The 24,598-nt window shown below is 43.7% G+C and carries 22 protein-coding genes and 2 tRNA genes; 20 read left to right on the top strand and 4 right to left on the bottom strand.

Annotation, left to right across the window (positions count from 1 at the left end; all coding sequences use genetic code 11):
- Positions 1-15: 15 nt before the first annotated feature.
- The 6 genes from BUB99_RS04930 (at position 16) to BUB99_RS04905 (ending at position 7,074) form a co-directional block, all read left to right on the top strand.
- A complete protein-coding gene (locus tag BUB99_RS04930) occupies positions 16-1,473 on the top strand; it encodes a circularly permuted type 2 ATP-grasp protein (protein ID WP_073119890.1) in 1,458 nt (485 codons plus the stop codon).
- A 20-nt stretch (positions 1,474-1,493) separates the two neighbouring features.
- Positions 1,494-2,432: an alpha-E domain-containing protein gene (locus BUB99_RS04925; RefSeq protein ID WP_073119889.1), complete on the top strand. Its 939-nt coding sequence runs from the start codon at positions 1,494-1,496 to the stop codon at positions 2,430-2,432.
- A 4-nt stretch (positions 2,433-2,436) separates the two neighbouring features.
- Positions 2,437-3,282: a transglutaminase-like domain-containing protein gene (locus tag BUB99_RS04920; RefSeq protein WP_073119887.1), complete on the top strand. Its 846-nt coding sequence runs from the start codon at positions 2,437-2,439 to the stop codon at positions 3,280-3,282.
- Positions 3,283-3,287: 5 nt separating this feature from the next.
- Positions 3,288-4,001, top strand: coding sequence for a peptidase (locus BUB99_RS04915; RefSeq protein WP_073119886.1), 714 nt, complete (start codon positions 3,288-3,290; stop codon positions 3,999-4,001).
- A 4-nt stretch (positions 4,002-4,005) separates the two neighbouring features.
- Positions 4,006-4,533 carry a methylated-DNA--[protein]-cysteine S-methyltransferase gene (locus BUB99_RS04910; RefSeq protein WP_073119884.1) on the top strand — a complete coding sequence of 176 codons (528 nt, stop codon included), beginning with the start codon at positions 4,006-4,008 and terminating at the stop codon, positions 4,531-4,533.
- A 111-nt stretch (positions 4,534-4,644) separates the two neighbouring features.
- Positions 4,645-7,074 carry a methyl-accepting chemotaxis protein gene (locus tag BUB99_RS04905; RefSeq protein ID WP_073119883.1) on the top strand — a complete coding sequence of 810 codons (2,430 nt, stop codon included), beginning with the start codon at positions 4,645-4,647 and terminating at the stop codon, positions 7,072-7,074.
- A gap of 71 nt (positions 7,075-7,145) precedes the next feature.
- On the opposite strand, the gene BUB99_RS04900 is transcribed toward BUB99_RS04905, so the two are convergent.
- Positions 7,146-7,337, bottom strand: a complete 192-nt coding sequence (locus BUB99_RS04900) for a cold-shock protein (protein WP_073119881.1) — start codon at positions 7,335-7,337, stop codon at positions 7,146-7,148.
- 248 nt (positions 7,338-7,585) lie between these two features.
- Here BUB99_RS04900 and BUB99_RS04895 point away from each other — a divergent pair, with 248 nt between their 5' ends.
- Positions 7,586-8,281, top strand: coding sequence for a YdcF family protein (locus BUB99_RS04895; protein ID WP_084190352.1), 696 nt, complete (start codon positions 7,586-7,588; stop codon positions 8,279-8,281).
- A 35-nt stretch (positions 8,282-8,316) separates the two neighbouring features.
- On the opposite strand, the gene BUB99_RS04890 is transcribed toward BUB99_RS04895, so the two are convergent.
- Positions 8,317-8,389, bottom strand: a tRNA-Lys gene (locus tag BUB99_RS04890).
- Between the two features lie 50 nt (positions 8,390-8,439).
- Positions 8,440-8,512 (bottom strand) — tRNA-Lys (locus BUB99_RS04885).
- Positions 8,513-8,679: 167 nt separating this feature from the next.
- On the opposite strand from BUB99_RS04885, the gene BUB99_RS04880 reads away from it, so the two are divergent.
- Positions 8,680-9,330, top strand: coding sequence for an SH3 domain-containing protein (locus BUB99_RS04880; protein WP_170863734.1), 651 nt, complete (start codon positions 8,680-8,682; stop codon positions 9,328-9,330).
- Here the strand turns inward: BUB99_RS04880 and BUB99_RS04875 are convergent.
- Positions 9,323-10,126: an SDR family oxidoreductase gene (locus tag BUB99_RS04875; RefSeq protein ID WP_073119875.1), complete on the bottom strand. Its 804-nt coding sequence runs from the start codon at positions 10,124-10,126 to the stop codon at positions 9,323-9,325. The genes BUB99_RS04880 and BUB99_RS04875 overlap by 8 nt on opposite strands.
- Before the next feature lie 158 nt (positions 10,127-10,284).
- On the opposite strand from BUB99_RS04875, the gene rlmD reads away from it, so the two are divergent.
- From rlmD to BUB99_RS04815, 12 genes are all read left to right on the top strand, one after another.
- Positions 10,285-11,691, top strand: coding sequence for a 23S rRNA (uracil(1939)-C(5))-methyltransferase RlmD (rlmD, locus tag BUB99_RS04870; RefSeq protein WP_073119873.1), 1,407 nt, complete (start codon positions 10,285-10,287; stop codon positions 11,689-11,691).
- A gap of 628 nt (positions 11,692-12,319) precedes the next feature.
- Positions 12,320-12,763, top strand: a complete 444-nt coding sequence (gene mraZ, locus BUB99_RS04865) for a division/cell wall cluster transcriptional repressor MraZ (protein ID WP_073119871.1) — start codon at positions 12,320-12,322, stop codon at positions 12,761-12,763.
- Positions 12,760-13,668, top strand: a complete 909-nt coding sequence (gene rsmH, locus BUB99_RS04860; RefSeq protein WP_073119870.1) for a 16S rRNA (cytosine(1402)-N(4))-methyltransferase RsmH — start codon at positions 12,760-12,762, stop codon at positions 13,666-13,668. Before mraZ ends, rsmH begins: the two co-directional genes overlap by 4 nt.
- A 2-nt stretch (positions 13,669-13,670) precedes the next feature.
- The gene (locus BUB99_RS04855; protein WP_073119868.1) at positions 13,671-14,045 is read left to right on the top strand and encodes an FtsL-like putative cell division protein; all 375 of its coding nucleotides are present in this window, start codon (positions 13,671-13,673) and stop codon (positions 14,043-14,045) included.
- Positions 14,038-16,134, top strand: a complete 2,097-nt coding sequence (locus tag BUB99_RS04850) for a penicillin-binding protein (protein WP_073119867.1) — start codon at positions 14,038-14,040, stop codon at positions 16,132-16,134. Before BUB99_RS04855 ends, BUB99_RS04850 begins: the two co-directional genes overlap by 8 nt.
- Positions 16,135-17,598, top strand: a complete 1,464-nt coding sequence (locus tag BUB99_RS04845; protein WP_073119866.1) for a UDP-N-acetylmuramoyl-L-alanyl-D-glutamate--2,6-diaminopimelate ligase — start codon at positions 16,135-16,137, stop codon at positions 17,596-17,598.
- A 3-nt stretch (positions 17,599-17,601) separates the two neighbouring features.
- Positions 17,602-18,816 carry a phospho-N-acetylmuramoyl-pentapeptide-transferase gene (gene mraY, locus BUB99_RS04840; RefSeq protein ID WP_073119865.1) on the top strand — a complete coding sequence of 405 codons (1,215 nt, stop codon included), beginning with the start codon at positions 17,602-17,604 and terminating at the stop codon, positions 18,814-18,816.
- 1 nt (position 18,817) lies between these two features.
- Positions 18,818-20,185: a UDP-N-acetylmuramoyl-L-alanine--D-glutamate ligase gene (gene murD / locus BUB99_RS04835; protein WP_245816798.1), complete on the top strand. Its 1,368-nt coding sequence runs from the start codon at positions 18,818-18,820 to the stop codon at positions 20,183-20,185.
- The gene (locus BUB99_RS04830; RefSeq protein WP_073119864.1) at positions 20,182-21,345 is read left to right on the top strand and encodes an FtsW/RodA/SpoVE family cell cycle protein; all 1,164 of its coding nucleotides are present in this window, start codon (positions 20,182-20,184) and stop codon (positions 21,343-21,345) included. Before murD ends, BUB99_RS04830 begins: the two co-directional genes overlap by 4 nt.
- Positions 21,345-22,454: an undecaprenyldiphospho-muramoylpentapeptide beta-N-acetylglucosaminyltransferase gene (murG, locus tag BUB99_RS04825; RefSeq protein ID WP_245816797.1), complete on the top strand. Its 1,110-nt coding sequence runs from the start codon at positions 21,345-21,347 to the stop codon at positions 22,452-22,454. The genes BUB99_RS04830 and murG overlap by 1 nt, the downstream gene beginning before the upstream one ends.
- Positions 22,454-23,833, top strand: coding sequence for a UDP-N-acetylmuramate--L-alanine ligase (murC, locus tag BUB99_RS04820; RefSeq protein ID WP_073119863.1), 1,380 nt, complete (start codon positions 22,454-22,456; stop codon positions 23,831-23,833). The genes murG and murC overlap by 1 nt, the downstream gene beginning before the upstream one ends.
- The gene (locus BUB99_RS04815) at positions 23,830-24,594 is read left to right on the top strand and encodes a cell division protein FtsQ/DivIB (protein WP_073119862.1); all 765 of its coding nucleotides are present in this window, start codon (positions 23,830-23,832) and stop codon (positions 24,592-24,594) included. Before murC ends, BUB99_RS04815 begins: the two co-directional genes overlap by 4 nt.
- Positions 24,595-24,598 lie beyond the last annotated feature (4 nt).

Genomic DNA, 24,598 nt, shown 5'->3' with positions numbered 1-24,598 from the left:
TAAGCCCAGTGCCGTATGAATGAAAACATCCTAAGATCGTATGATATAGAGCGTCACCTTCTCGACGAGGTGTTTGAGCATGGAGGGGATATCCGAAAGCCATACCAGCGGCTCTTTGAGTATTTTAACAAGTACAGTGCGGAGGATTTTAAGCGGGTGAACGAGGCTACAAAGCTGTCCTTTCTCATGCAAGGAATTACTTTCGCTACCTATGCTGAGAACCCAAAAGGGACGGAAAGAATCTTTCCGTTTGACCTCATGCCTCGGGTGATCACTGCCAAAGAGTGGGAGAGGTTAGAGGAAGGCTTGATCCAGCGCAATGTAGCTATCAATCTTTTCCTTAAAGATATCTACAATGACAAGAAAATACTGCGAGACAAAGTCGTGCCCGCGGAATTGATATTCTCTTCAGCCAATTATAACAAGTACATGGTGGATTTTGAACCGCCTGGTGGTGTGTACAATCACATCTCAGGGACAGATCTGATTAAACATAGTGATGGTAACTTTTATGTCTTGGAGGATAATGTGAGGTGTCCATCTGGGGTGAGTTATGTGCTGAGTAACAGAGATGCGCTGAAGAAGGCGCTGTCCGTGTTGTTTAAAGAACTTAAGGTTGGGACGGTCTTCGATTATCCTGCTGCATTGGCCACCTGTATGCACTCCGTAGCACCTGATGGTGTAGATGCCGCGACCTGTGCTGTGCTGACACCAGGGATATATAATTCGGCCTACTACGAGCATAGCTTTTTGGCTCAGAGTATGGGGTTGGAGTTGGTGGAAGGTCGTGATTTGTTCGTAGATAAGGGGTTTCTGTACATGAAAACTATCTATGGGAAGAAGAAACTCGATGTGCTCTATCGCCGAATAGATGATGAGTTTCTTGACCCTATGGTTTTCAATCCGAACTCTATGCTGGGTGTGCCAGGTCTGATGGACGTGTACCGCCAGGGCAATGTTAGTTTGATCAATGCACCAGGGACTGGTGCATCTGATGACAAGGCTGTGTATTCGTACATGCCCGAGATCATCAAATACTACCTCGGAGAAGATGCCATTCTCCAAAATGTCCATACCTATCAGTGTGAGAAACCTGCTGAGATGGATCATGTACTCAATCATATCGAAGAGTTGGTCGTCAAGCCCGTGGATCAAAGTGGTGGCTATGGGATTTTTGTAGGCAACTGCGCTAGCAAAACGGAGTGTGACGAGATGAGGGCCAAAATCAAAAGCGATCCGAGAGAGTATGTGGCACAGCCGATTATGAACCTGTCATCTCACTCGACCTATATCGACGAGACCAGTCAGTTCGAGCCTCGCCATGTCGATCTTAGGACTTTTACTTTGATGGGAAAGGACTATCAGTTTGTGCTCAAAGGAGGACTAACGAGAGTGGCCTTGAAGCGGGGGAGTTTGATTGTGAACTCGTCCCAGGGAGGTGGCGCCAAGGATACTTGGGTAGCCGAAGTTTAAACAAGGGAAAACAAGAAGATATGCTAGCAAGAGTTGCAAATAACCTGTATTGGTTTGGTAGATACATAGAGCGTGCTGAGCACCTGAGTCGCTATTTGAATATTCAATATTTCTCCGCATTGGATACCAGTTCGGATCTACAGAGAGACCTGGCACTCAAGAGTATCATCAATATGGTTGGGCTCGAAGGAGATGTGGCGTCCTATGATTTCGAAGAGGATATCTTGGTGGCTGTGGCAATGGATGAACACAACAATGCATCCATCAAGTCCTGTATGCATTTTGCCAGAGAGAATGCTCGTGGAGCACGGGATTTGATATCTATAGAGGTGTGGAACGCTATCAATAAGTTTTATCGTTTTATTCATGACTATCCAGAGGACTTTTACAAGACTAAGGGACTCTATGATTTTACTAATACCACCATAGAAAACTGCGCGATCATTAAGTATAGGGTAGAGTCTACCATGTTGCATGATGAAATCTGGGCTTTTGTCAAAATGGGGTTTCATATAGAACGAGCCATACAGATCAACCGAATTTTGATTAGCAAGTTTACCGATATAGATCGGATTGATGACATGAAGGTGAGTCAGTCGGTAGCCAGCTTTCAACTAGGAACATTGCTCAAGTCTGCCGAAGGATTGGATATGTATCATAGAGAGTATTCTATCATGCCTAAACGCAAGGAGGCATTAGAGTTTATGGTGTTGAACGCTAGATTTCCGCGATCGATATCTTATAATGTAACCGCTCTACAGCAGTACTTGCTGTTGGTGGGACTGAGCAAAGAGACTAAAAAGAACTCGATAGAGTGGAGTATTGGTCGAATGAGTGAGCGTTTGAAATATCAGACGGTAGAAGAATTCGAGAAAGAACCGTTGGTTTTTTTGAATGAAACTTTGGCCTATTTGAATGATCTCAATGATTTACTGAACAAGGAATATCTGAATTACTAAATATATGTCCATCTATCAGGTTAGTTACCAAACGACCAATTCCTATGAGCACTTGGTCAAAGAAGCACTGTTTTCTTTATTGGTTTTGCCAGTAGCAGATGATTGTCAATCATTCGTATCTTATAGTGTTGATTGCAATCTGCAGAGACAACATTACCTACAGCCTAACTTGTATGGCTTTGATCAGTTGATGTTTCGTGTCGATCATAGTTTTGATCAGTTGAGTATCATAGTCAATAGTACGGTAGAGGTAGCAGAGATCAATCCTTTTGATTTTGAAAAACAAAGTCTGACCGATGAAAATGCCATGATGGAATCGTTGGATTTCAAGGTAACTTATCAGCCTTTCCTTTTTCAGTCTCAGTCTACTCGTATCAATTTGTCGAGACTTAGCCCTGAGATGACTAAGTCTGTATCTGTGAAGTGTGTGGATTTTCTTCAGTTTCTAAATGCCTATATCTATAAGAATTTCAAATTCGATGATGACGTGAATAGTTTGCTCAATACCCCCAAGTCTACTTGGGAGAAAAAGCAAGGGGTTTGTCAGGATTTTGCACAGTTTTTTATTGCGGTCTGTCGAGCCAATAATATTCCAGCACGCTATGTGTCTGGCTATTTAAATCAGGGTGAAGGGCACATCGGTAGTGCGATGCTGCATGCTTGGGTGGAGGTTTTTATACCAGGACTAGGGTGGCAGGGGTATGATCCGACTAATAACCTCTTGCGAGACAGTCATTATATCAAAGTTTGCCACGGAGTAGACTATGAAGATTGTTCGCCGATCAAGGGGATTCTTAATACGCAAGGTGATAATTTTACGGAATACAAAGTAGAAGTAACCCAACAATAATATCCATGACCTACTGCCTAGGAATCAAAGTAAAGCAAGGGCTTTTGGCACTTGCCGATACACGAATGACTTCAGGATCCGAAACCACTACGGGCAAGAAGTATTATCTCTATACTAAGGACAAACAAGCCTTATTTCTGATGACATCTGGTTTGAGGTCGGTACGGGACAAGGCTCTAGTGTATTTTAGAGAGGTGGTCGAAGGAGACAAAAATGACTTCACCAAGATATATCAAGTCGCCAATGCATTCGGTGAGCAAATCAAAAAGGTCGCCAAGGAAGATAAAAAGTCTCTTGCAGAGTCGGGTTTACAATTCAATCTACACGCCATCGTAGGTGGGCAGTTGTCTGGAGATACCGAGCATCGGTTGTTTTTGATCTACCCTGAGGGCAACTGGATCGAAGTAGGTGAGGGATCCCCATTCATCATCATAGGAAACTCTGGATATGGCAAGCCTATTTTGCGTCGGACATTGACCAAAGACGCTACACTGCAGTTTGCACTCAAAACGGGCTTTTTGTCGTTTGATTCTACCCGTGTCAGTGCCAATGATGTCGATTTCCCGATCGATGTACTCAAGTATGAGCACAACAGTTTTGAGATCAAGCACCATCGCTACGAATTGACGGATATGCATGCAGTCTCTGAGTTTTGGGGAGAGCAACTGACCAACGCGATCAAGCAGGTGCCAGAGGATTGGATCAAAGAATCTTTATAGGGTCATGGACAAGGTGATTTCTTATCAATATTATAAATGCCCTGTGGGCGAGCTGATTATTGGAGCCTATGATGGACAATTGTGTATCTGCGATTGGCGCTATAGGAAGATGCGGAGTACTGTTGACAAGCGAATTATGACGCTACTGAAAGCAGAGATGGTAGAAGAAGACTCACCAGTGATAGCCAAATGTATCACGCAGTTGGAAGGGTACTTCGCTAGAAGCCTCAAAGAGTTTGATTTGCCTTTGCTGATGGTAGGCTCAGCGTTTCAGCAGTCCGTATGGGAGGCTTTGGTGGCTGTGCCTTATGGCCGGACAGTCAGCTATCTAGAACTGGCTCGCCAACTAGAAAATGAAGGTGCTATTCGTGCAGTGGCGTCCGCTAATGGCGCCAATGCGTTAGCCATCATCGTGCCCTGTCACCGGATTATCGGTAGCGATGGGGATTTGACGGGCTATGCGGGAGGTTTGCCCGCCAAAAAGAAGCTTCTGGAGCTAGAAGGAATGAGTCGTCAGACGCAGCTATTTTAAGTATGTGCCAGTCATATATTATGTTCACAGTATCTTAACAGTGTTTTTTCTGCTAATCTTCAGCTTTGTCGTAATCTTGTCTTAAGCATTAAAAATGAAGAGTTTGCAGCTATGGAGTTATTCAAAGGACTATCGGGGAAGTTCATTATATCCTATGTTTTGACCATTGTATTTGGGGTCTGGACTTATTTTGCATTTCAGAATATCAATCGCTACGAAAGTCTCAAAGACAGTCTTCAGGCCATTCATCTTGGGCTACTTCAGGCACGTCAGTTTGAGCATGAGTTTTTAACCAAAGATTTTCGAGATGTCGGTTTTTTAGAGACGGGAAAGAGTGATAATCTGACCGAGAATAAAAAATTAATCGATAGTGTATTGTCTATTGGACAGGAAATGAAGGTTCGGCAGATGTTTCCTATGGAGAAGATGGATACCATATCTATGTTGCTTCGAGAATACTCTAAGACACTATCAAGGCTGGCTGGACAAATGCAGCACCGAGGTTTTAAAGATCATGGGATCGAAGGTCGATTGAGGGCAGCGATTCATGATGTGGAAGATGCTGACTATGATTATGATAAATCGTTGATGTTGATGCTGAGACGTCACGAGAAAGATTTTTTTCTCAGACATGATCTGAAATACCTTCAAAAGTTTAATGATGGAATAGTTGATTTGAGAGAGGAAATAAGCCGATCCGAAGGTCAAAACTCCGAAAAACAAGTAGCGATTCTCAAAAACATTACGACCTACCAGAAGCTCTTCAACGAGATTGTCGGGATCTACGAAGTGATCGGTCTCGATGAGGGGGATGGTTTGCAGGGAGAGCTAAATGGTATAGCCTCTTCGTTAGCAGTGTCGGTGAATGAACTCATCATCAGTGTAGGAGAGAAGGCTGACCGAAAAGTCCAGCACAACATCATAGCTGTGGTTGCACTCATGATTGTGATCATAGGGATTGGTGTAGTGATTCTTTATGTTCATATTTTCAAAATCACTAGAAACATCAATATAATTAACGATAGTGCGCGAAAGTTAGCCAATGGCCGTTTTCCAGAATTGGCGCATGTCAATTCTCGTGACGAACTAGGCAAGGCGCATACCTCATTTAATGAGTTGATTGATGGATTGAAGAGCAAAACGCAGTTTGCACTAGAGGTAGGGCAAGGGTATCTCAATTCTGAACTGGAACTGTTGGGCAAGAAGGATCAGTTGGGTAAATCGCTTATCGAACTAAAAGATAACCTGAAGCGGGCCATTATTGAGATACATCAGGTCGTACGTCAGGCAGGCAAGAACGGAGCGCTGGATACTAGGGTGTCTCTAGATGATAAATTAGGTGTGTGGGAAGACTTTAGTAAAGCGATTAATAAACTTTTAGAGTCTTTGACGATACCATTCGAAACAGTGAATCACATTGTTAGTGATATGGCAGAGGGGGATTTTACAACGAGATTCGAGGGAGAGCCTAAAGGAGAAGTGAAAAAGCTCGCTGATAATCTCAATGCATCTCTGGATAAACTGAATGAAATGTTGCGGGTGATTACTGATCGAGCAGAGCAAATTGACGACTCGTCCTCAGCGATGCTCGTTTCTAATCGAGAGATGACTAGTAGTACAGCGGAGATCGCTACTGCGACTTCTCAGATGAGTGCAGGAGCACAAAATCAAGTATTAAAGGTAGACGAGTCCTCTAGCTTAGTTGAAGCAGTATTGCGTTCGTCAGATGATATGAGAGAACGATCAGAGACGATCAACCGTGCGGCAAAGGCAGGTTTCGAGAATAGCGAGAAAGGAGCAGAGATGGCACGTGAAATGGTTCGAAGCGTTGCGCAAATTTCTTCCTACACCAGTGAGGCCAATAAGTCCATGGACGTATTGATCGATCGCTCCAAGGAGATCAATCGAGTACTGAAGGTGATGAACGGAATTTCTTCACAAACCAATCTATTGGCACTGAATGCAGCCATAGAGGCAGCTCAGGCGGGCGAAAGTGGACGAGGGTTCGCTGTAGTGGCGGAGGAGATCCGAAAGCTTGCGGAGGATTCTAAGAATGCAGCGAAGGAAATAGAGGTCTTGGTCTCAGGAGTCGAGAATGACACCCTGTCTGCCTCATCTGTTATCGCTAAGATGGATCAGTCGGTACAGTCTGGAGAGACGATCTCTCGAGAGGCTGAGGATGTGTTTGTGCAAATTTCAAAAGCCTCTGCCAATACGCTTTCTTTATCTCAAGGAATACTAGAGTCATCAGCGCTACAAAAGCAGGACATCAGTAAGATAGTAGAGATTACAGAGACCATCGTCGTGATCGCAGAAGAAACGGCGGCAGGCACGGAGCAGGTAGCCTCTTCAGCAGAGGAGTTGTCTCTGGGCATGCATGACTATAATGCACGCTCACAGCAGTTGTCTGATATAGCGAATGAATTGAGAGAGATGCTTAGCCAGTTCAGAATTCATGCACAGTCTGCTCCAGTAGAGTTAAGTACCGGTGATCGTAAGAGTGAAGCGATGAGTAAATACGAGGAACCGGAGTTGGTATGAGTCGATAGCGTATGAAAAAAGCCCAGATCAAATCCGGGCTCCGCAATGCTATTAAAAGTTAAATATCTTAATTAAACTGCCTTTACACTGACAGCATTTAATCCTTTTTTACCTTCTTTTAATTCGAATTCTACTTGGTCGCCTTCTTTTACATCGTCAACCAAACCTGAGACATGTACGAAGTATTCTTTCTTAGTCTCGTCATCAATAACAAATCCATATCCTTTGGATTCATTAAAGAACTTTATTGTACCGTTATTCATTGTATTAATTGTTATTACTTTACCAAGGTAAGGTTTTTTGTTTATTTACAAGAACAATAATAATTTTTTTCAAACTCAAATTTTAATAAACACCAAGGCTTTGAAGATGGTGAAACCATCATAATAGTGTCGGTGATGTTTACAGAATGTTGAAACAGTAGTGTTGTTTAATGCGATTGGATTAGCGTAGTTTTAGTTGGCTATGTTAGGTTGCTAACTGAGGTGTTAGAATTTTTAATCATAGATATATGACAATGAAAAATGGACTATTCATGTGGGTCGTTTGGTTTGGATTGATAGGTTTGGCTGGTGGATGTGCTATGTCTCAGGATACTTGTCGTCAGCTATTGGTAGCGGCAGAGTCGGAGGTGTATGATGTGATCGTCGTGCCTGGGATTCCCTATGAGGATGGTGAATGGGATATGCTGATGCGAGGGCGGGTGTTTTGGGGTAAGTATCTCTATGATCGTGGGATTGCCAAAAATATTATGTTTTCGGGATCGTCGGTCTATTCTCCTCATTATGAGTCGAAGATCATGGCTTTGTATGCGCAGGCACTGGGTGTGCCAGATAGTGTGATATATACGGAGATTAGAGCGGAACATAGTACTGAAAACATCTACTATTCGCATAAAAAGGCGAATAATCTCGGATTTAAAAAAATAGCTTTGGTGACTGATCCCTTCCAGTCCAAAATGCTCAAGAGCTTTATTAAAAAACGGGTAGATCCTGAAATCGGCATCATTCCTTTCGTCTATGATACATTGAGTATGCTGAATGTTGATTCGGTACAGGTGACTATTGTGGATTCTACGGCGTATAACCCTGATTTTGTATCTATTAAAGAAAGAGAGTCCTTCTGGAAAAGGTTTAGAGGGACTAGAGGAAAAAACTTGAATGAGTCTTATTATAAAGACGGGGATTTAGAAAATGATGCGAAATAAAAGAGGACATCTTAGCTAAGATGTCCTCTTTTTAGTGATTGGTCTGGGGCTCGAACCCAGGACCCACGCCTTAAAAGGGCGTTGCTCTACCAACTGAGCTAACCAATCGTATCTCTACGAATGAGAATAAAAAAACTTGGCACGTTAACCAAGTCTAGTGATTGGTCTGGGGCTCGAACCCAGGACCCACGCCTTAAAAGGGCGTTGCTCTACCAACTGAGCTAACCAATCGACTTTTTGCAAAAGAATTTCGTATTTTGTACTCCATTCCCTTATTTTGCGGTTGCAAATGTAGGTAGCTGATGACAAAAAAACAAAACATATTATCCAATTTTATAATAATCGTTTTTGCGATTTTCATAACTCATTCATTAACAGCACAAGAGTCCCAATTAAGAGTGCAATTGAGTCATGCTGATTCGCTCTTTAAGGAAGGGAAGTACACTGAGTCCTTCGAGGTATATAACCAGTTATTGCAGAAAGAAGGGCATGCTACCCCTCAAATGTTGATGAAAATGGCTTACATCAAAGAAGGTTTGGGGAATCACAGCGAAGCACTTTTGTATCTCAATAAATATTATCTCATGACCTCTAATAAGAATGCCCGTAACAAAATGGCGGAACTGGCAGAGGAAGAAAATCTAGAGGGGTACAAAGTGACAGATTACGATTTTTTCAAAGGGCTACTCAATAGTCACTTCCTGTGGGTTAATATCGTTGTGATTTCTATTGCATTCCTGCTGTTTGCGATCGTCGTGTACCGTCGGTTTTGGACGAAGACCAATGCGCTACCTTATGCGATCAGTATGTGTGTGGTGCTATTGCTATTGTTTTTTGTATCCAACTATGAGTTGGATATTCGTCAAGTGATCATTGCAGATGACTATGTGTACCTGATGGATGGGCCATCGGTAGGTTCAGACTTAGTAGAGGTGATTCAGAAGGGGCATAGACTTACGATCCTCGATGAAGATGAGGTATGGGTCAAAGTAGCGTGGAAAGATCAGGAGGCGTACGTAAAGCAGTCCAAAGTACTGAAAGTTATTTGATCAGGCTGGGGTCTTCCTTGGTCATGACGCGGTAGACAGTGTTGTCCATCCATGTAGGGAATCGCTTGTTGAGAAAAATGAGCGCTTTGCCGAGTAGTGTCAGTGTGACATTGCGTTTTCTTTTGTGCTGCGCCTTGTAGATGTGCGCTGCTACAGTTGCTGCATCCATCAGGGTATTCTCTTTTTTGTGCGATTCGTTGCGGATGTTGCCATCTGGACCTAGGGCATTGGTGCGAATGTTCGACTCGGTATAACCTGGACTAATCGTCAGGATGTGCACCCCTCTTTTCATGACTTCTACCCGAAGCGATTCGAAAAAGCCTTCCATGGCGAATTTGGAGGCGGAATATGCACTACGACCTGGAGTACCACGTTGACCGTTGATGGAGGAGATGCCGACGATGGAGCCCTGAGTGGCTATGATGTGGGGAAGCGCATATTTGACATAGTTGATTGTACCCATGAAATTGACGCGCATGACACGTTCAAAAACCTTTAAATCGACATCTTCAAAAAGTGCCTTCATCGATATCCCAGCGTTACAGATGAGTACGTCTATTTTGCCAAATCTATCGATAGCCTGCTCGATGACTTGTTTTGCAGCAGCCTCTTCTTCGACAGGTGCTACTAGACCTAGACAGTCTATTCCGTCTGACTGCCACTGGGCTGTCAGCTCACTAACCTTAGCTGCATCACGACCTGTAAAAATGACTTGATAGCCTTTGCTACCGTAGTATTCTACGCAAGCTTTGCCTATGCCCGATGTGCCGCCAGTTATAATTAAAGTTTTCTGCATTTTTAGTTGTCTGAAGAAGTCTGCTCTAAAATCTATGAGTGCAAAAGTAGCGCATGTATTTGAGATCAGATAAGAAACCTATCGAAGGTCGAATTTAGCAAGACTTCTATTGAAACTAATCTTTTAAACCGCGGTAATTTCATCTAATTTTGCGGCTCATGGCAAGAAGAAAAAAGCAAATCAGGCTGGACAATTTAAAGGTTGAGGCCGTAGCAGCAGAAGGAAAAAGTCTCGCACGACACGACGGACAGGTGGTGTTTGTCAAAGGAGCAGTACCTGGCGATGTGGTGGATGTAAATATTACCAAAAAGCGAAAGGCGTTCATGGAGGGGACTCCCATTCAGTTTCATCAGTACTCTGACCTTAGAGTGGATGCTGTATGCGACTACTTCGGTACCTGTGGAGGGTGTAAATGGCAGCATATGGGTTATCACTCTCAGCTGGAGTTCAAGCAGCAGCAGGTACAGGACAGTTTGGAAAGAATCGCTAAGGTGGAGTTGCCAGCTGTTGCACAGATCGTAGGGTCGGAGAAGACGCTGCGATATAGAAATAAGCTAGAGTTCACTTTCTCGAATAGGAAATGGCTCACCAAGGAGCAGATCGAAACCGAGGCAGATATCAATCGAAATGGTTTGGGTTTTCATATCCCTGGTTTGTTTGACAAGGTAGTGGATGTAGACACCTGTCACTTGATGGAGGAGCCTACGAATGCTGTGAAGAATGCGGTGAGAGCCTATGCGTTGGATTATGGATTGACTTTTTTTGATATCAGAGAGCAACATGGGCTGTTACGCAACTTGATGATTCGGATGACCGATCACGGCGATGTGATGGTGTTGTTGCAGTTTTTTGAGCCAGATATGGAGGCGATAGAAGGGTTGATGTCACATCTACAGGAGAAGTTTCCAGAGATCACTTCGCTGCTCTATGTAATTAACCAAAAGAAGAATGATACCATCTTTGATCAAGAGATCGTGGTGTTCGCGGGCAAGGATCATATCATCGAGACGATGGGAGATCTGCAGTTTAAAATCGGAGCTAAGTCGTTTTATCAAACCAACTCCGCTCAGGCCAAGGTCTTGTATGATCATACACTGGACTTTGCAGGTTTGTCTCAGGATGACCTAGTATATGACCTATACACGGGGACGGGTACAATAGCGAACTACTGTGCGAACCAGGCGAAAAAAGTGATAGGGATAGAGTATGTAGAGGATGCCATCAAGGATGCTTTTGTCAACTCGGAGGTCAATGGGATTACAAATACGGACTTTTTCGCAGGAGATATGAAGGATGTGCTTAACGATGCGTTTGTTGCGAAGCATGGCGCACCTGATGTGATTATTACTGATCCACCTAGAGCAGGGATGCACGAAAATGTCGTAGATATGATCTTGCGTTTGTCTCCTAAGAAAGTGGTGTATGTGAGCTGTAACCCTGCTACACAGGCCAGAGATATTGCACTGATGGATGGTCAATATCAAGTGACTAAGGTTCAGCCAGTAGACATGTTTCCGCATACGCATCATGTAGAGAATATTGTATTATTAGAATTGAGAGGGTAAAAAACAGCGTTAGTTTAGTGTCTATGACATGGATACGCTGATTCTCCTAAATAATTCAAATGTTGGAAGAGATCGCCCGCCTAAAATACTTTTTTACCAACATTGAGATCGTGACAGGAGAGTTGTAATTGTCAGTTTCTATGCCTCTTTCGTTTTTAAGTCCGGACTTAAAAACGAAAGAGGCATTTTTATGATACATGAATGATGCTTGGCTCTATCTGGTGTTATGCCTGATAAAGTATAGTCGTGTCTTACAGTGTAATGCTTTATCGTCCTATGTGTAAGGCATCTTCGTCTTTTAAGGTGGAGAATTTACGTATTGCTGTAGAGGGGCTATTGTGTTTTTTTGGGTGTGTCACACTTACTTCTAATAAAAACCTATATCTACATTCGAGAGATGTTTTCTATTCTCCCACTTCTCACCATTTCCTTTATAGTCTACATGTTTTTTGATGCTTTTTCACGAATCCCGATCTAGGAGTAAGGGGATAATTGTGTTGTTTTTGTGTCAAAAATTCTCATTTATGGGAGCTTTTTGTAGTGTTGTGGTAAAAAGTGTTGAGAAGTGGTGAATTATGGAGAAAATGTTTTAGGTTTGTAGTGGTGGTTTATATTTTTCTATAACTCTATGGCTTTTTTTACAAGCGAATATGAGTGTAAGTTAGATGCTAAGGGTAGGTTGGCTTTACCTGCGAAGATTAAAGCAAACCTGCCCGAAGTATCTGGCAATGAACTCGTTGTGATGAAGGGCTTTGACCCGAACTTGGTGGTTTACACTATGCTTGAGTTTAAAAAAATTCAGAGCAAGTTCGCGTCATTGAGTGATTTTGATACAGACCAGCGAAGATTGAAAAGAAACTTTTTCCGCAGTGTTGCTCCCGTAGAACTAGACAGTGCAGGACGTTTTTTGATTCCAAAAGCATGGATTGATCATGCCAAGTTAGAGAAGAACGTGACTGTGATAGGTACAGGCAGTACAGTGGAAATCTGGAATCCTGACCTGTACGATGATTATTTGATTGCCGACAGTGAGGAATATTCGGATTTGGCCAAAAAATTCCTAGATGAATGAGTGAGTATCATAACCCTGTAATGCTGAGAGAATGTGTCGAGGGGTTGGATATCAAATCAGATGGGATCTATATAGACGTCACCTTTGGGGGCGGAGGACACAGCCAGGAGATTCTAAAACACATAGGTACAGACGGTAGGTTATTTGGTTTTGATCAAGATGATGATGCCAGAGCCAATGCCGATCAAATAGAGCATCGTTCTTTCACTTTCGTACAGTCCAATTTCAGATACCTTAAAAAATATCTCCGACTACATGGGGTCACCCAAGTAGATGGGATATTGGCTGATTTGGGCGTTTCGTCTCATCAGTTCAATACCCCAGGTCGCGGTTTTTCGACGCGATTCGATGGGCCACTCGATATGAGAATGGATACCTCTCAGGCTATATCGGCCAAAGAAGTTATTAATGAATATGATGAAAAGGCACTCCACAAAATCCTCGGCCAATACGGGGAAGTGAAGAATGCCAAAACACTCGCAGCAGCGATCGTGACGGCTAGAGGTCAGCGACCTATGGAGACGATAGGGGAGTTTTTGGATGCGATTAGAAAGTTCGCCCCGCGAGGGAGGGAGAATAAATATTTCGCTCAGGTTTTTCAGGCGATCCGAATAGAGGTCAACGAAGAACTGAAAGCACTGGAGGAGTTCTTGGTACAAAGTGCCGAGGTGCTCAAAGAAAATGGGAAACTGGTCATCATGTCCTACCACTCGCTGGAGGATAGAATGGTCAAGAATTATATTAACAAAGGGAAGTTTTATGGTGAGGTGGAAAAGGACTTGTATGGCAATCAGATCAAGCCACTCCAAGCACTCACTAGAAAACCTATCGTAGCAAGTGATAATGAAATAAATGAAAACAACAGGGCACGCAGTGCCAAATTGAGAATAGCAGAAAAAATCTAAAAATGGCATCCAACACCTACAAAAACCCCGATCCTACCAAAACTGGTAAGAGAAGTTTTTTTTCGCTGCTGGAGAGTTTCATCAACGTGGAGAAACTCTTTGAGAATGGTCTGCCTATACAGTTCTTGATGCCTATTCTCTATACGACTGTCCTGTGTATCTTTTATATCGGTAACCTGCACTTTGCTGAAAAAAACATCCGAAAAATATCCAAACTACGTGTAGAAGTAGAAGACCTCAGAGCGGATTTTACCACGCTAAAGGCTGACTACATGTTCACGAGTAAACAATCCGAAGTGGCTAAAAAAGCCAACAAGCACGGATTGAAGGAAAGTATTGATCCTCCATACAAAATCGTATTGCACGCCAATGACTAATCGCCTGACCATATTGCTCAGAGTGCGAATAGCCTATGTATTCGTCTTGCTGTTTTCGTTTGGCATCCTGTACAAGATCGTCAGGATACAAACTGTGGATGGGGGCAAGTGGAAGAAAAAGGCGGAGGCGATCGGACTACAGTACCGAAATGTCAAAGCTACTCGTGGCAATATCTATTCTGACAATGAGAGCTTGCTTGCTACCTCGTTACCGTTCTACAAACTAGCGATAGACCCTTCTATCGCTTCGGACAAGGTGTTCAAGTCAGGGATTGATAGTCTGTCACGTCTGTTGTCGCGACATTTCAAAGACCTATCCGCACAAGATTACAAACGGCGAATCAATGACGCAAGAATAGAAGGTAGGCGTTACCTGCGGCTCAATCGCCAGAAGATAAATTATCTGGCAAAAAAGGAAATGAACGATTGGCCCATCTTTCGAGAAGGGCGAATGAAAGGCGGGGTATTGTATGAAAAGGTGGATGAAAGATTTCACCCTTTTTCGTATTTAGGGTATAGAACCATAGGGACGACAGATGAAGAGAACAGAGGAGTAGTAGGGTTGGAGTATAGCTTTAATCAGTACCTCATGGGCAAGAGTGGAAAGGCTCTTTATCAGAAATTTTCTGGAGGGAGTTGGAAACCTGTATTTGATGGTACAGAGGTCAAACCTCAAAATGGACTGGATATCGTATCGACGATCAATGTGGATCTACAGGACGTGGCTGAGTCAGCACTCGTCAAGGCACTCTATGCCAATGATGCGGACTATGGCTGTGTCGTGGTGATGGAAGTTGCCACAGGGGAGATCAAAGCGATATCTAATCTAAGCAAGAACAGTCGCGGAGAATACTGGGAGAATTACAACTATGCAGTAGGTAGTCAGGGTTCACGTGAGCCTGGGTCTACCTTTAAACTAGCGAGTATGATCGCACTCTTCGAGGAGTCGCGCATCAGCCTGTTGGATACAGTGGATACTGGTGATGGCGAAATGGCATTTTATGATCAGGTGATGAAGGATCACAAGCCAGGAGGTTATGGAAAACTTTCAGTGCAAGAGGTGTTCGAAAAATCATCTAACATCGGTACCGCTAAGTTGATAGTCGATGAGTTCGGAGACAACCCTAAACGATATACTGATCTGCTGGAGAAAATGGGATTGACGAAACCACTGGGTTTCCAGATGGTAGGAGAGGGTAAACCGTACATCAAGACACCCGAGGATTCGACTTGGTCGGGGGTGTCACTCCCTTGGATTTCTCATGGCTATGAGTTGACCATGACACCTCTGCATACGCTGACACTATACAATGCGGTCGCAAACAATGGTAAAATGATACAGCCGCTGATCGTCAAGCAAGTGAAGACTGCGGACCGCGTCGTAGAGGAGTTTAAATCCAAAGTCATCAATCCTAAAATCTGCTCAGACATCACGTTGGTCAAGGTCAAAGAAATGCTCGAAGGAGTGGTGACACGAGGTACAGCGAGCAATATCAGTGATTCATATTATCAGATAGCGGGTAAGACCGGAACAGCAAAGCATGTAGTTAATGGTCGTTACACGAGCAAATATTATACTTCATTTGCGGGCTATTTTCCAGCAGAGAAGCCGAAATACAGTGCAATAGTTGTGATTGACAACCCGAAGAGCTACCGCATTTACGGTAGTGATGTAGCGGCTCCCGTTTTCAAGGACATAGCGGACAAAATCTATGCGATCGATATGGAGCTAAACAATCCTTTTGAAGGGAAGGAAGTGATGGCTGGGATATTCCCTGTGATCAGAGCTGGTCATCAGGAAGAGCTGAAAGAAATCTGTAATGAGTTTGGGATATCAAATCACATCAAGGGTGAGGCAACATGGACTAAGGCGAGTATTTCTAACAATGCCATTGCATGGAAGCCGCTCAAATATCAAGACACAGTCGTGCCAGATGTACGTGGGATGACGCTGCGGGATGCACTTTTTATCTTAGAAAATAAACACATCAAAGTGAAGTATTCGGGACTGGGTCGTGTGACTGATCAGTCCGTTTTGCCTGGGGTACGAATCAATGATGATTTGAGTATAGAATTAAAATTAGGATAGTTGAAGTTACTAAAGGACATATTGTACAACGTCAATCTAACATCGGTTTCAGGTAATATGAATCTCGATATCACTGACGTGTGTTTTGACTCTAGAGCGGTCAAAGAGGGTAGTCTTTTCGTAGCAGTCAAAGGGACGCAGGTTGATGGACATGACTATATTGATAAGGCTATAAAGAGCGGAGCAGTCGCTATTGTATGCGAAGAGATGCCACTTTTGCCAGACATGAGTGTGACTTTTGTCGCGACGGCCAATACACATACCGCACTCGGCGTGATAGCTGCCAACTTCTACGACAACCCTTCTAGGAAACTTAAGCTAGTGGGTGTGACAGGGACCAACGGTAAGACTACAACGGTGACACTCCTGTACAGTTTGTTTAGATCCTTGGGCTACAGTGTTGGGTTGCTGTCTACAGTGGAAAACAAGATCAATGATCGTGTGATTAAAGCGAGTCATACCACGCCTGACCAGGTGTCGCTCAACAGGCTCCTCAGTGAGATGGTCGAGGAGAAATGCCAAGTGGCTTTTATGGAAGTGAGCTCGCATGCCATAGATCAGGGTCGAATAGCTGGACTGGAGTTTACTGGCGCAGTATTCATGAATATCAGTCACGATCATCTGGACTATCACAAAACCTTTGACAATTATATCCAGACCAAAAAGAAATTGTTTGACAACCTGCCATCTTCGGCATTTGCTCTGGTGAACCTAGATGACAAGCGTGGGCAGGTCATGCTCCAAAATACCAAAGCGACTCAGTACGCTTTTGGATTGAAATTCATGACCGATTATAAGGCCAAGGTGATCACCAATAGCTACCAAGGCTTGGAGTTGGATATCAATGGCCAGAGTGTGTGGTTTAGGCTGATTGGCAAATTCAATGCATACAATCTACTCGCGGCTTTTGCTGTAGCAGATATACTGCAGGAGGAGCCAAGCGAAGTACTAATGATGCTCTCCGGAATAGAAACAGCACCAGGACGTTTTGAGGCAGTCAATGCCAATTCGGAGGTCATGGCGATCGTGGACTATGCACATACGCCAGATGCCTTGGAAAATGTGCTACAGACCATAGATAGTTTTCGATCAGGAAACGAAAAGGTCATTACAGTAGTAGGCTGTGGAGGAGACCGTGATAAGGACAAAAGACCCGTCATGGCGTCTATAGCAGCTAAGTGGAGTGACAAAGTCATTTTTACTGATGATAATCCTCGCACCGAAAACCCAGACAAAATCATCAAGGATATGATGGGAGGCGTAGGGCCGAGCATGGTGCGAAAGGCGCTTGTCATCAGAGACCGAAAAGAAGCGATTAAGACGGCCTGCTCTATGGCAGACAGTCAAGATATAATCCTCGTAGCAGGAAAAGGACACGAAACCTATCAGGAAATCAATGGAGTCAGACATGATTTTGATGATAGAGCGGTATTGAAAGAAATGTTAGAATTATTCAAGGATTAGCGGATGTTATACTACCTATTTGATTATCTCGAAAGTGAATTTCACCTGACAGGCGCAGGGGTATTTCAGTACATCTCGTTCAGAGCTGGACTTGCTACCGTGCTGTCCTTATTGATCACGATATTCTTAGGGAAGTGGGTCATTAGACTCCTCCAAAAACAGCAGATGGGTGAATCCATTCGAGATTTAGGACTGCAAGGTCAGCTGGAGAAAAAAGGTACTCCTACCATGGGAGGTATCTTGATTATTGCTGCGATTGTTATTCCTACATTGCTTGTCGCGCGATTGGACAATATCTATGTGATCTTATTGATCGTGACGGCAATGTGCATGGGATTGATTGGGTTTTTGGATGATTATCTCAAGATCAAAAAGAAGAATAAAGAAGGTCTGTCAGGCAAGTTCAAGATTATTGGTCAGGTGGCGATAGGTCTTTTCGTAGGGATCACGATGGTCACACATGATGACATAGAGGTTCGGGATTTTCCCAATGCTACCGATACGACATTAGAGTTCAATGAACGCTTTTCCGAATACACTGACGTGGCAAGTACCACTACTACGATTCCTTTTGTGAAGAACAATGAGTTTGATTACGAATGGTTGTTACCTGATTTTTTGGATGAGTACACGGATGTGCTCTATGTGATCATGGTGATTTTTATCGTAACAGCGGTATCTAATGGTGCCAATATCACGGACGGTTTGGATGGACTAGCCGCTGGTACTTCAGCGATCATAGGCGTGGCACTTGCGATACTTGCTTATGTGTCAGGTAACGTGATTTTTGCGGACTACCTAAATATCATGTACATCCCTGGATCAGGGGAGTCTGTGGTATTCGCTACTGCTTTTGTTGGGGCTTGTATCGGGTTCTTATGGTACAACTCTTATCCAGCACAGGTTTTTATGGGAGATACAGGGAGTTTGGCCCTTGGTGGTGTTATTGCAGTGATGGCTTTTATCATCCGAAAAGAACTTTTGATCCCTGTACTGTGTGGCATCTTCGTGATCGAAAACTTATCTGTGATCATACAGGTGAGTTATTTCAGATATACAAAAAAGAAATATGGTGAAGGTAGAAGAGTGTTTTTGATGGCACCACTACATCACCACTATCAGAAAAAAGGAATACATGAGACCAAGATCGTGACACGGTTTTGGACGACAGGTATTCTATTGGCGATTTTGACTTTGGTCACTTTGAAACTGAGATAAATTGACAGCAGACTGGCAACATAGCGTAGCAATATTGGGCAGCGGCGAGAGCGGCATGGGCGCAGCGCGTCTGGCGGTGAGTCACGGGCTATCGGTGTTTTTGTCTGATGGAGGATCGATTGCGCCAGAGAAGACCATTGCGCTCAAGAGCCTGGGTGTAGACTTGGAAGAAAATGGCCATACGGTTGCTGATTTAATAAAATGTAAAGAAGTGGTCAAGAGTCCTGGGATTCCAGATACCGCACCCGTGGTACAAGCGATCAAAGCGGCTGGTATACTAGTGATCTCTGAGATTGAATTTGCGAGCCGCTATACGGATGCCAAAATCATAGGTATTACCGGGTCCAATGGAAAAACGACGACAACACTCCTCACGACACACTTGCTCAAAGGTGCTGGTGTAGACGCTAAATCTGCAGGTAATGTGGGTAACAGCTTTTCAGAGCTATTGCTCGACGGAGATCCAGATGTGGTTGTACTCGAACTGAGCAGTTTTCAATTGGATGATATTGCGAATTTCAAACCTGATGTCGCGGTGCTGCTCAATATTACACCAGATCACCTCAACAGGTACGACTATGATATGTCCAAGTATGCTGCTGCGAAGTGGCGTCTGTTCGAGAATATGACCGAAGATGGGTTGGTGATCTATAATCAAGATGATGAATGGTCTTCAAAGGGTGTTGCAGAGGTTACCGCTAGAAAGCAGGCGATCTCGGTGATGCAGGCAGTGACTTCTGGCGCTTATTTCAGTCAGGGGCAATTGAACTTTACTGAAGAGGAGGAGGTGATTCTTACTGATGAGCTAGCCTTGATCGGTCAGCACAATTATTACAATCAAATGGCTGCAATATTGGCTGCAATGGAACTCGGTGTTTCGTTTCAGTACATCCTCAGTGGACTACAGTCATTTGTCAATGCACCACACAGGTTGGAAAAAGTAGGAGTCGTCAATGATGTAACCTACATCAATGACTCCAAAGCTACCAATGTAGATGCGGTCTACTATGCCTTGGACGCTGTAGATACACCTATCGTCTGGATAGCTGGTGGGGTCAACAAAGGAAATGACTATGCGCAAATCAAGTCTTTGGTTCAAGAAAGAGTAACCACGCTGATTTGCTTAGGAAAAGATAATGCACATCTGATCGATGAATTTTCGGGAGATGTGGAGCAAATTATAGAAGTGTCTTCTGCGGCAGAAGCAGTGACCATAGCCTATCAAAACGCCAAGCCACAAGAGTCCGTGTTGTTATCGCCTGCTTGTGCCAGCTTTGATTTGTTTTCGAACTATGAAGATCGTGGAGATCAGTTCAAACGTGAGGTTTTTGAGTTAAAGACTAGTCAATCTAAAGTGCTAAGAGGATGATAAAGGAGTGGGTAGATAGACATATTAAAGGAGATCCAGTGATTTGGTTCATTGTGATTACACTTTCTGTACTTAGTATACTGGTGGTATATAGTGCCACAGGTACGCTGGCCTATACTCGTATGGAAGGGGATACGGAGCACTATTTGATCAAACATTCGCTACTGGTATTGTTGAGTTGGGGAGCAATGTGGTTGGCACATAAGATCGATTATCGATACTATTCTAAGTTGTCGAGATTGGCACTTTGGCTGTCGGTTCCTTTGCTATTCATCACCTGGAAATTTGGGATGAACATCAATGAAGCATCCCGTTGGATCACGGTTCCATTTATCAATCAAGCCTTTCAGCCGTCAGATTTGGCCAAATTTGCTCTCATCGTAACGTTGGCATCTATGCTGGCCAAGCGTCAAGAAAATATTGAGGATATCAAGGAGTCTTTGATTCCTATGTTGCTATGGATTGGTTTGATCTGTGGCCTGATTGCGATGACGAACTTGTCTAGTGCGGCACTGATTTTTGTGACTTGTATGGTGATCATGTTCATAGGTCGAGTTCCTGTAAAATACCTTGCATTGCTTGTACTGATTGGTGTGTTGGCGGGTGCTACTGCTTTGGCAATTGGTCAACGTGGAGGTACAGCAGTCAGTCGTATTGAGTCTTTCTTGTCGGCTGATGATATACCATTTCAGGCAGAGCAGTCTTACATCGCGATAGCCAATGGTGGTTTGGTGCGGTTCGCTCCAGGAAAGAGCCAGCAGAAGAATTTTTTACCTCACCCTTATTCAGATTTCATCTTTGCGATCATCGTGGAAGAATACGGAATGTTGGGAGGTGCTTTGGTCTTGTTTTTATATCTCGCCTTGCTTTATCGTGGGATGAAAATCGTGTCTACGAGTGAAAAGACCTATGGTGGATTGCTTGCGGCAGGACTCAGTTTCGCGCTGGTGATGCAGGCTTTGGTCAACATGGCTGTGGCAGTAGGTTTGGTGCCAATTACTGGTTTGACCTTACCACTAGTAAGTATGGGGGGGACATCTCAGTTGTTTGTAGGTGTAGCGATTGGGATTATTTTGAGTGTGAGCAGAGGGGAGTTAGAAGAGACAGGCACGACCCAGTCGGGGAATCAAGTCAGAAATGAAAAAATGGAATTAGCATAATGTCAGTAGAAAGAAAATATCGCATCATGATCAGCGGAGGAGGTACCGGAGGGCACATCTATCCCGCGATTTCTATTGCCAATGCCTTGAAAGAAATGCATCCAGATACCGAATTTCTGTTCGTAGGAGCGAAGGGGAAGATGGAGATGGAGAAAGTACCTGAAGCTGGTTATAAAATTGTCGGACTGTGGATCAGTGGACTGCAGCGTAGCTTGAAGTTGTCGAATTTGATGTTCCCGTTCAAAGTAGCGAGTAGCGTACTGAAGTCTTACGTGCTGCTCAAGAAATTTAAGCCAGATGTAGTGGTTGGTGTTGGAGGCTATGCCAGTGGTGCATTGCTCTATGCAGCCAGCAAAAAGGGCATACCGACTTTGATCCAAGAGCAAAATGGACTAGCAGGACTGACCAATAAGCTACTGGCCAAACGTGTCGATAAAATCTGTGTGGCCTATGAGGGAATGGAACGTTTCTTCCCGAAAGAAAATATAGTATTCACTGGTAATCCAGTGCGCAACGATATCCTCAATGTCTATGAGAAGAAAGCACAAGGGTTAGCACATTTTGGACTGAGCAGTGAGAAGAAAACTTTACTCATCATCGGAGGTAGTCTAGGCGCACGGACCATTAACAATGCTATGGCAGAAGGAGTGGAGCGTCTACTACAGGAGGGCTTTCAAGTGCTGTGGCAGACGGGAAAACTCTACTACGAAGAGATGATGGAGCGGACAGCAGCCTTGGCATCTGACGAATTGAAAGTTATGCCATTCATCAAGGAGATGGATATGGCTTATGGCGCAGCAGATGTGATTATCTCTCGTGCAGGTGCCTCGTCGATTTCGGAGTTGTGCTTAGTCGCTAAGCCAGTGATTTTTGTACCATCTCCGAATGTGGCAGAAGATCACCAAACTAAAAATGCCATGGCTATGGTGTCTAAGGAGGCTGCTGAGCATGTTGCTGATGACGAAGCACCAGAGCATTTGGTGAGTGAAGCGATTATGTTGTTGACAGATGTCAATAGACAGGATCTTTTGAAAGAAAACTTAAGGCTATTGGCTAAGCCACATGCCGCTCAGAATATAGCGAACGAAGTAATTGGTTTGATCAAATAATGAAGTTAGAAAGCGTACATAGCGTATATTTTTTAGGGATCGGAGGGATCGGTATGAGTGCCATTGCGAGATGGTTTCATGCGAATGGTTACACCGTGTCGGGCTATGATAAGACCGCTACTGTATTGACCAAACGATTAGAGGCTGAGGGCATAGCGATTCATTATTCTGATGATGTGGAGCAGATACCTGCTGCTATCAAAGCAGACAAGTCGACTAGCTTGATCATCTATACGCCAGCTGTCCCACAGGATCTGAAAGAACTTATTTTCTTCCAAAATGAAGGCTATGTATTGCACAAGCGTTCTCAGGTGTTGGGGATGCTGACCGAGTCTAAGTTTACCATCGCAGTAGCAGGGACGCATGGCAAGACGACTACTTCGTCTATGGTGGCGCACTTGCTCAAGTCTGTTGGGGTGGATTGCTCGGCATTCGTGGGAGGTATCATGACCAACTATGATTCTAACCTGCTCATCGGTACGAATAACGATGTGATGGTCGTAGAAGCGGATGAGTTTGACCGTTCGTTTTTGACTTTACATCCCGATATCGCCATCATCACAGCGACAGATGCCGATCATTTGGATATTTATGGAGATAGAGATGCGCTCAAGGATTCGTTCAAGGCTTTCATCCAAAACATGAAAAAGAACGGTACGCTGTTCTTAGAAGAAAAGGTAGCACAGGATCTGGATGCCCAGCATTTGGACAATGTCTCAGTATTTACTTATGGGCTGGAAGGAGGAGATATTCAGTCCAAAAACTTGACTATCGATCAGGGAGATTTTTGTTTTGACTTTCAATCCAAAGATCGTCAGATCAAAGACCTGAGATTGTCTATGTCAGGTTTTCACAATGTGTCCAATGCCATCGCTGCATTGGCTGCTACGGTACATTTCGAAGCGAATAATGCACCAGTTCAGAAGGGGTTGGAAAGCTATCGTGGAGTGAAGAGAAGATTCGAATACATCCTCAAAACGGACGACTGTGTGTTTATCGATGATTATGCACATCACCCAGAGGAGATCAAAGCACTGTTGCATTCGGTCAGAGCGATCTTTCCGACTAAGAAAATGACAGTGGTTTTTCAGCCGCATTTGTACAGCCGTACACGTGATTTTATGGATGGTTTTGCGGAGAGCTTGTCACTGGCAGATCAGGTGTTGTTGTTGGATATCTATCCAGCGCGAGAACTGCCGATCCCTGGGGTGACTTCCGAGGTGATCAAAGAGAAAATGACGACTAACTCTGTTTTGTCTTTTCACAAGGATGACGTGCTTGGATTTTTTGATGCAAACAGACCAGAATTGGTTTTGACCGTCGGGGCTGGAGATATAGATACATTGGTACAACCGATTAAAGAAAAGCTAGAGAAATGAATTGGTTGATTAAAATATGGAAATCGTTTCAGTTTGGACTGATAGCATTTGGACTCATCGTCATCATTGGATTTACGAATACCAGACATCAGGACAGACGAATCAACGATGTGATGATCAGTGTGGATAATCAGTTTCACAACTATTTCATCGACCAGCAGGATGTGTTGGATTTGATCAATGCAGAGGGGAAAGATTATTTACTGAGCAGTGATATAGGAGCTTTGGATTTGAAAGAATTAGAGCAACGGATAGAGAGTCACCAGTTTGTAGAGGATGCACAGGCGTATTTGGACCTGAGTGGCAACTTGTCCATCGATGTGAAACAAAACCGTCCTATCGCTAGAATCATCAATGGCAATGGAAAGGATTTTTACATTGGCACGAAAGGAGATGTTCTACCTGAGTCGTCACATTATACGGCGAGAGTGATCCTGATAGAACTAGAGAATCAGTATTGGTTGTCAGAGTTTAATATCAAGGATTCTAAAGGAGGAGAGGAAGTTTTTGAACTACTAAACTACCTGGTGAAAAACGAATTTTGGCGTACTCAGATTGCTGGAATGAAGATAGAAAAAGATATGGATATCGTGCTTTATCCGCAAGTAACGAAACAAGAGATAGAATTTGGAAAGGCTGAAGAATTAGACAGCAAGTTCAGGAGACTGGAGACTTTCTACAAAAAAATACTGCCTTACAAAGGCTGGAATACATATAACACCGTGAATTTGAAATTCAAGGATCAAATAGTCTGTAAATAATAAA

Origin of the sequence: Reichenbachiella agariperforans (genome assembly GCF_900142205.1) — a bacterium.
Taxonomy (GTDB): domain Bacteria; phylum Bacteroidota; class Bacteroidia; order Cytophagales; family Cyclobacteriaceae; genus Reichenbachiella; species Reichenbachiella agariperforans.
Note: the sequence above shows the minus strand (reverse complement) of the source record. Positions and strands in the feature narration are given on the sequence as shown.

Excerpts from the sequence above, each read along its gene's own strand:
- BUB99_RS04930 (WP_073119890.1), top strand. The coding sequence starts at position 16 with ATGAATGAAAACATCCTAAGATCGTATGATATAGAGCGTCACCTTCTC.
- BUB99_RS04925 (WP_073119889.1), top strand. The coding sequence starts at position 1,494 with ATGCTAGCAAGAGTTGCAAATAACCTGTATTGGTTTGGTAGATACATA.
- BUB99_RS04920 (WP_073119887.1), top strand. The coding sequence starts at position 2,437 with ATGTCCATCTATCAGGTTAGTTACCAAACGACCAATTCCTATGAGCAC.
- BUB99_RS04915 (WP_073119886.1), top strand. The coding sequence starts at position 3,288 with ATGACCTACTGCCTAGGAATCAAAGTAAAGCAAGGGCTTTTGGCACTT.
- BUB99_RS04910 (WP_073119884.1), top strand. The coding sequence starts at position 4,006 with ATGGACAAGGTGATTTCTTATCAATATTATAAATGCCCTGTGGGCGAG.
- BUB99_RS04905 (WP_073119883.1), top strand. The coding sequence starts at position 4,645 with ATGGAGTTATTCAAAGGACTATCGGGGAAGTTCATTATATCCTATGTT.
- BUB99_RS04900 (WP_073119881.1), bottom strand. The coding sequence starts at position 7,337 with ATGAATAACGGTACAATAAAGTTCTTTAATGAATCCAAAGGATATGGA.
- BUB99_RS04895 (WP_084190352.1), top strand. The coding sequence starts at position 7,586 with ATGACAATGAAAAATGGACTATTCATGTGGGTCGTTTGGTTTGGATTG.
- BUB99_RS04875 (WP_073119875.1), bottom strand. The coding sequence starts at position 10,126 with ATGCAGAAAACTTTAATTATAACTGGCGGCACATCGGGCATAGGCAAA.
- rlmD (WP_073119873.1), top strand. The coding sequence starts at position 10,285 with ATGGCAAGAAGAAAAAAGCAAATCAGGCTGGACAATTTAAAGGTTGAG.
- mraZ (WP_073119871.1), top strand. The coding sequence starts at position 12,320 with ATGGCTTTTTTTACAAGCGAATATGAGTGTAAGTTAGATGCTAAGGGT.
- rsmH (WP_073119870.1), top strand. The coding sequence starts at position 12,760 with ATGAGTGAGTATCATAACCCTGTAATGCTGAGAGAATGTGTCGAGGGG.
- BUB99_RS04855 (WP_073119868.1), top strand. The coding sequence starts at position 13,671 with ATGGCATCCAACACCTACAAAAACCCCGATCCTACCAAAACTGGTAAG.
- BUB99_RS04850 (WP_073119867.1), top strand. The coding sequence starts at position 14,038 with ATGACTAATCGCCTGACCATATTGCTCAGAGTGCGAATAGCCTATGTA.
- mraY (WP_073119865.1), top strand. The coding sequence starts at position 17,602 with ATGTTATACTACCTATTTGATTATCTCGAAAGTGAATTTCACCTGACA.
- BUB99_RS04830 (WP_073119864.1), top strand. The coding sequence starts at position 20,182 with ATGATAAAGGAGTGGGTAGATAGACATATTAAAGGAGATCCAGTGATT.
- murG (WP_245816797.1), top strand. The coding sequence starts at position 21,345 with ATGTCAGTAGAAAGAAAATATCGCATCATGATCAGCGGAGGAGGTACC.
- murC (WP_073119863.1), top strand. The coding sequence starts at position 22,454 with ATGAAGTTAGAAAGCGTACATAGCGTATATTTTTTAGGGATCGGAGGG.
- BUB99_RS04815 (WP_073119862.1), top strand. The coding sequence starts at position 23,830 with ATGAATTGGTTGATTAAAATATGGAAATCGTTTCAGTTTGGACTGATA.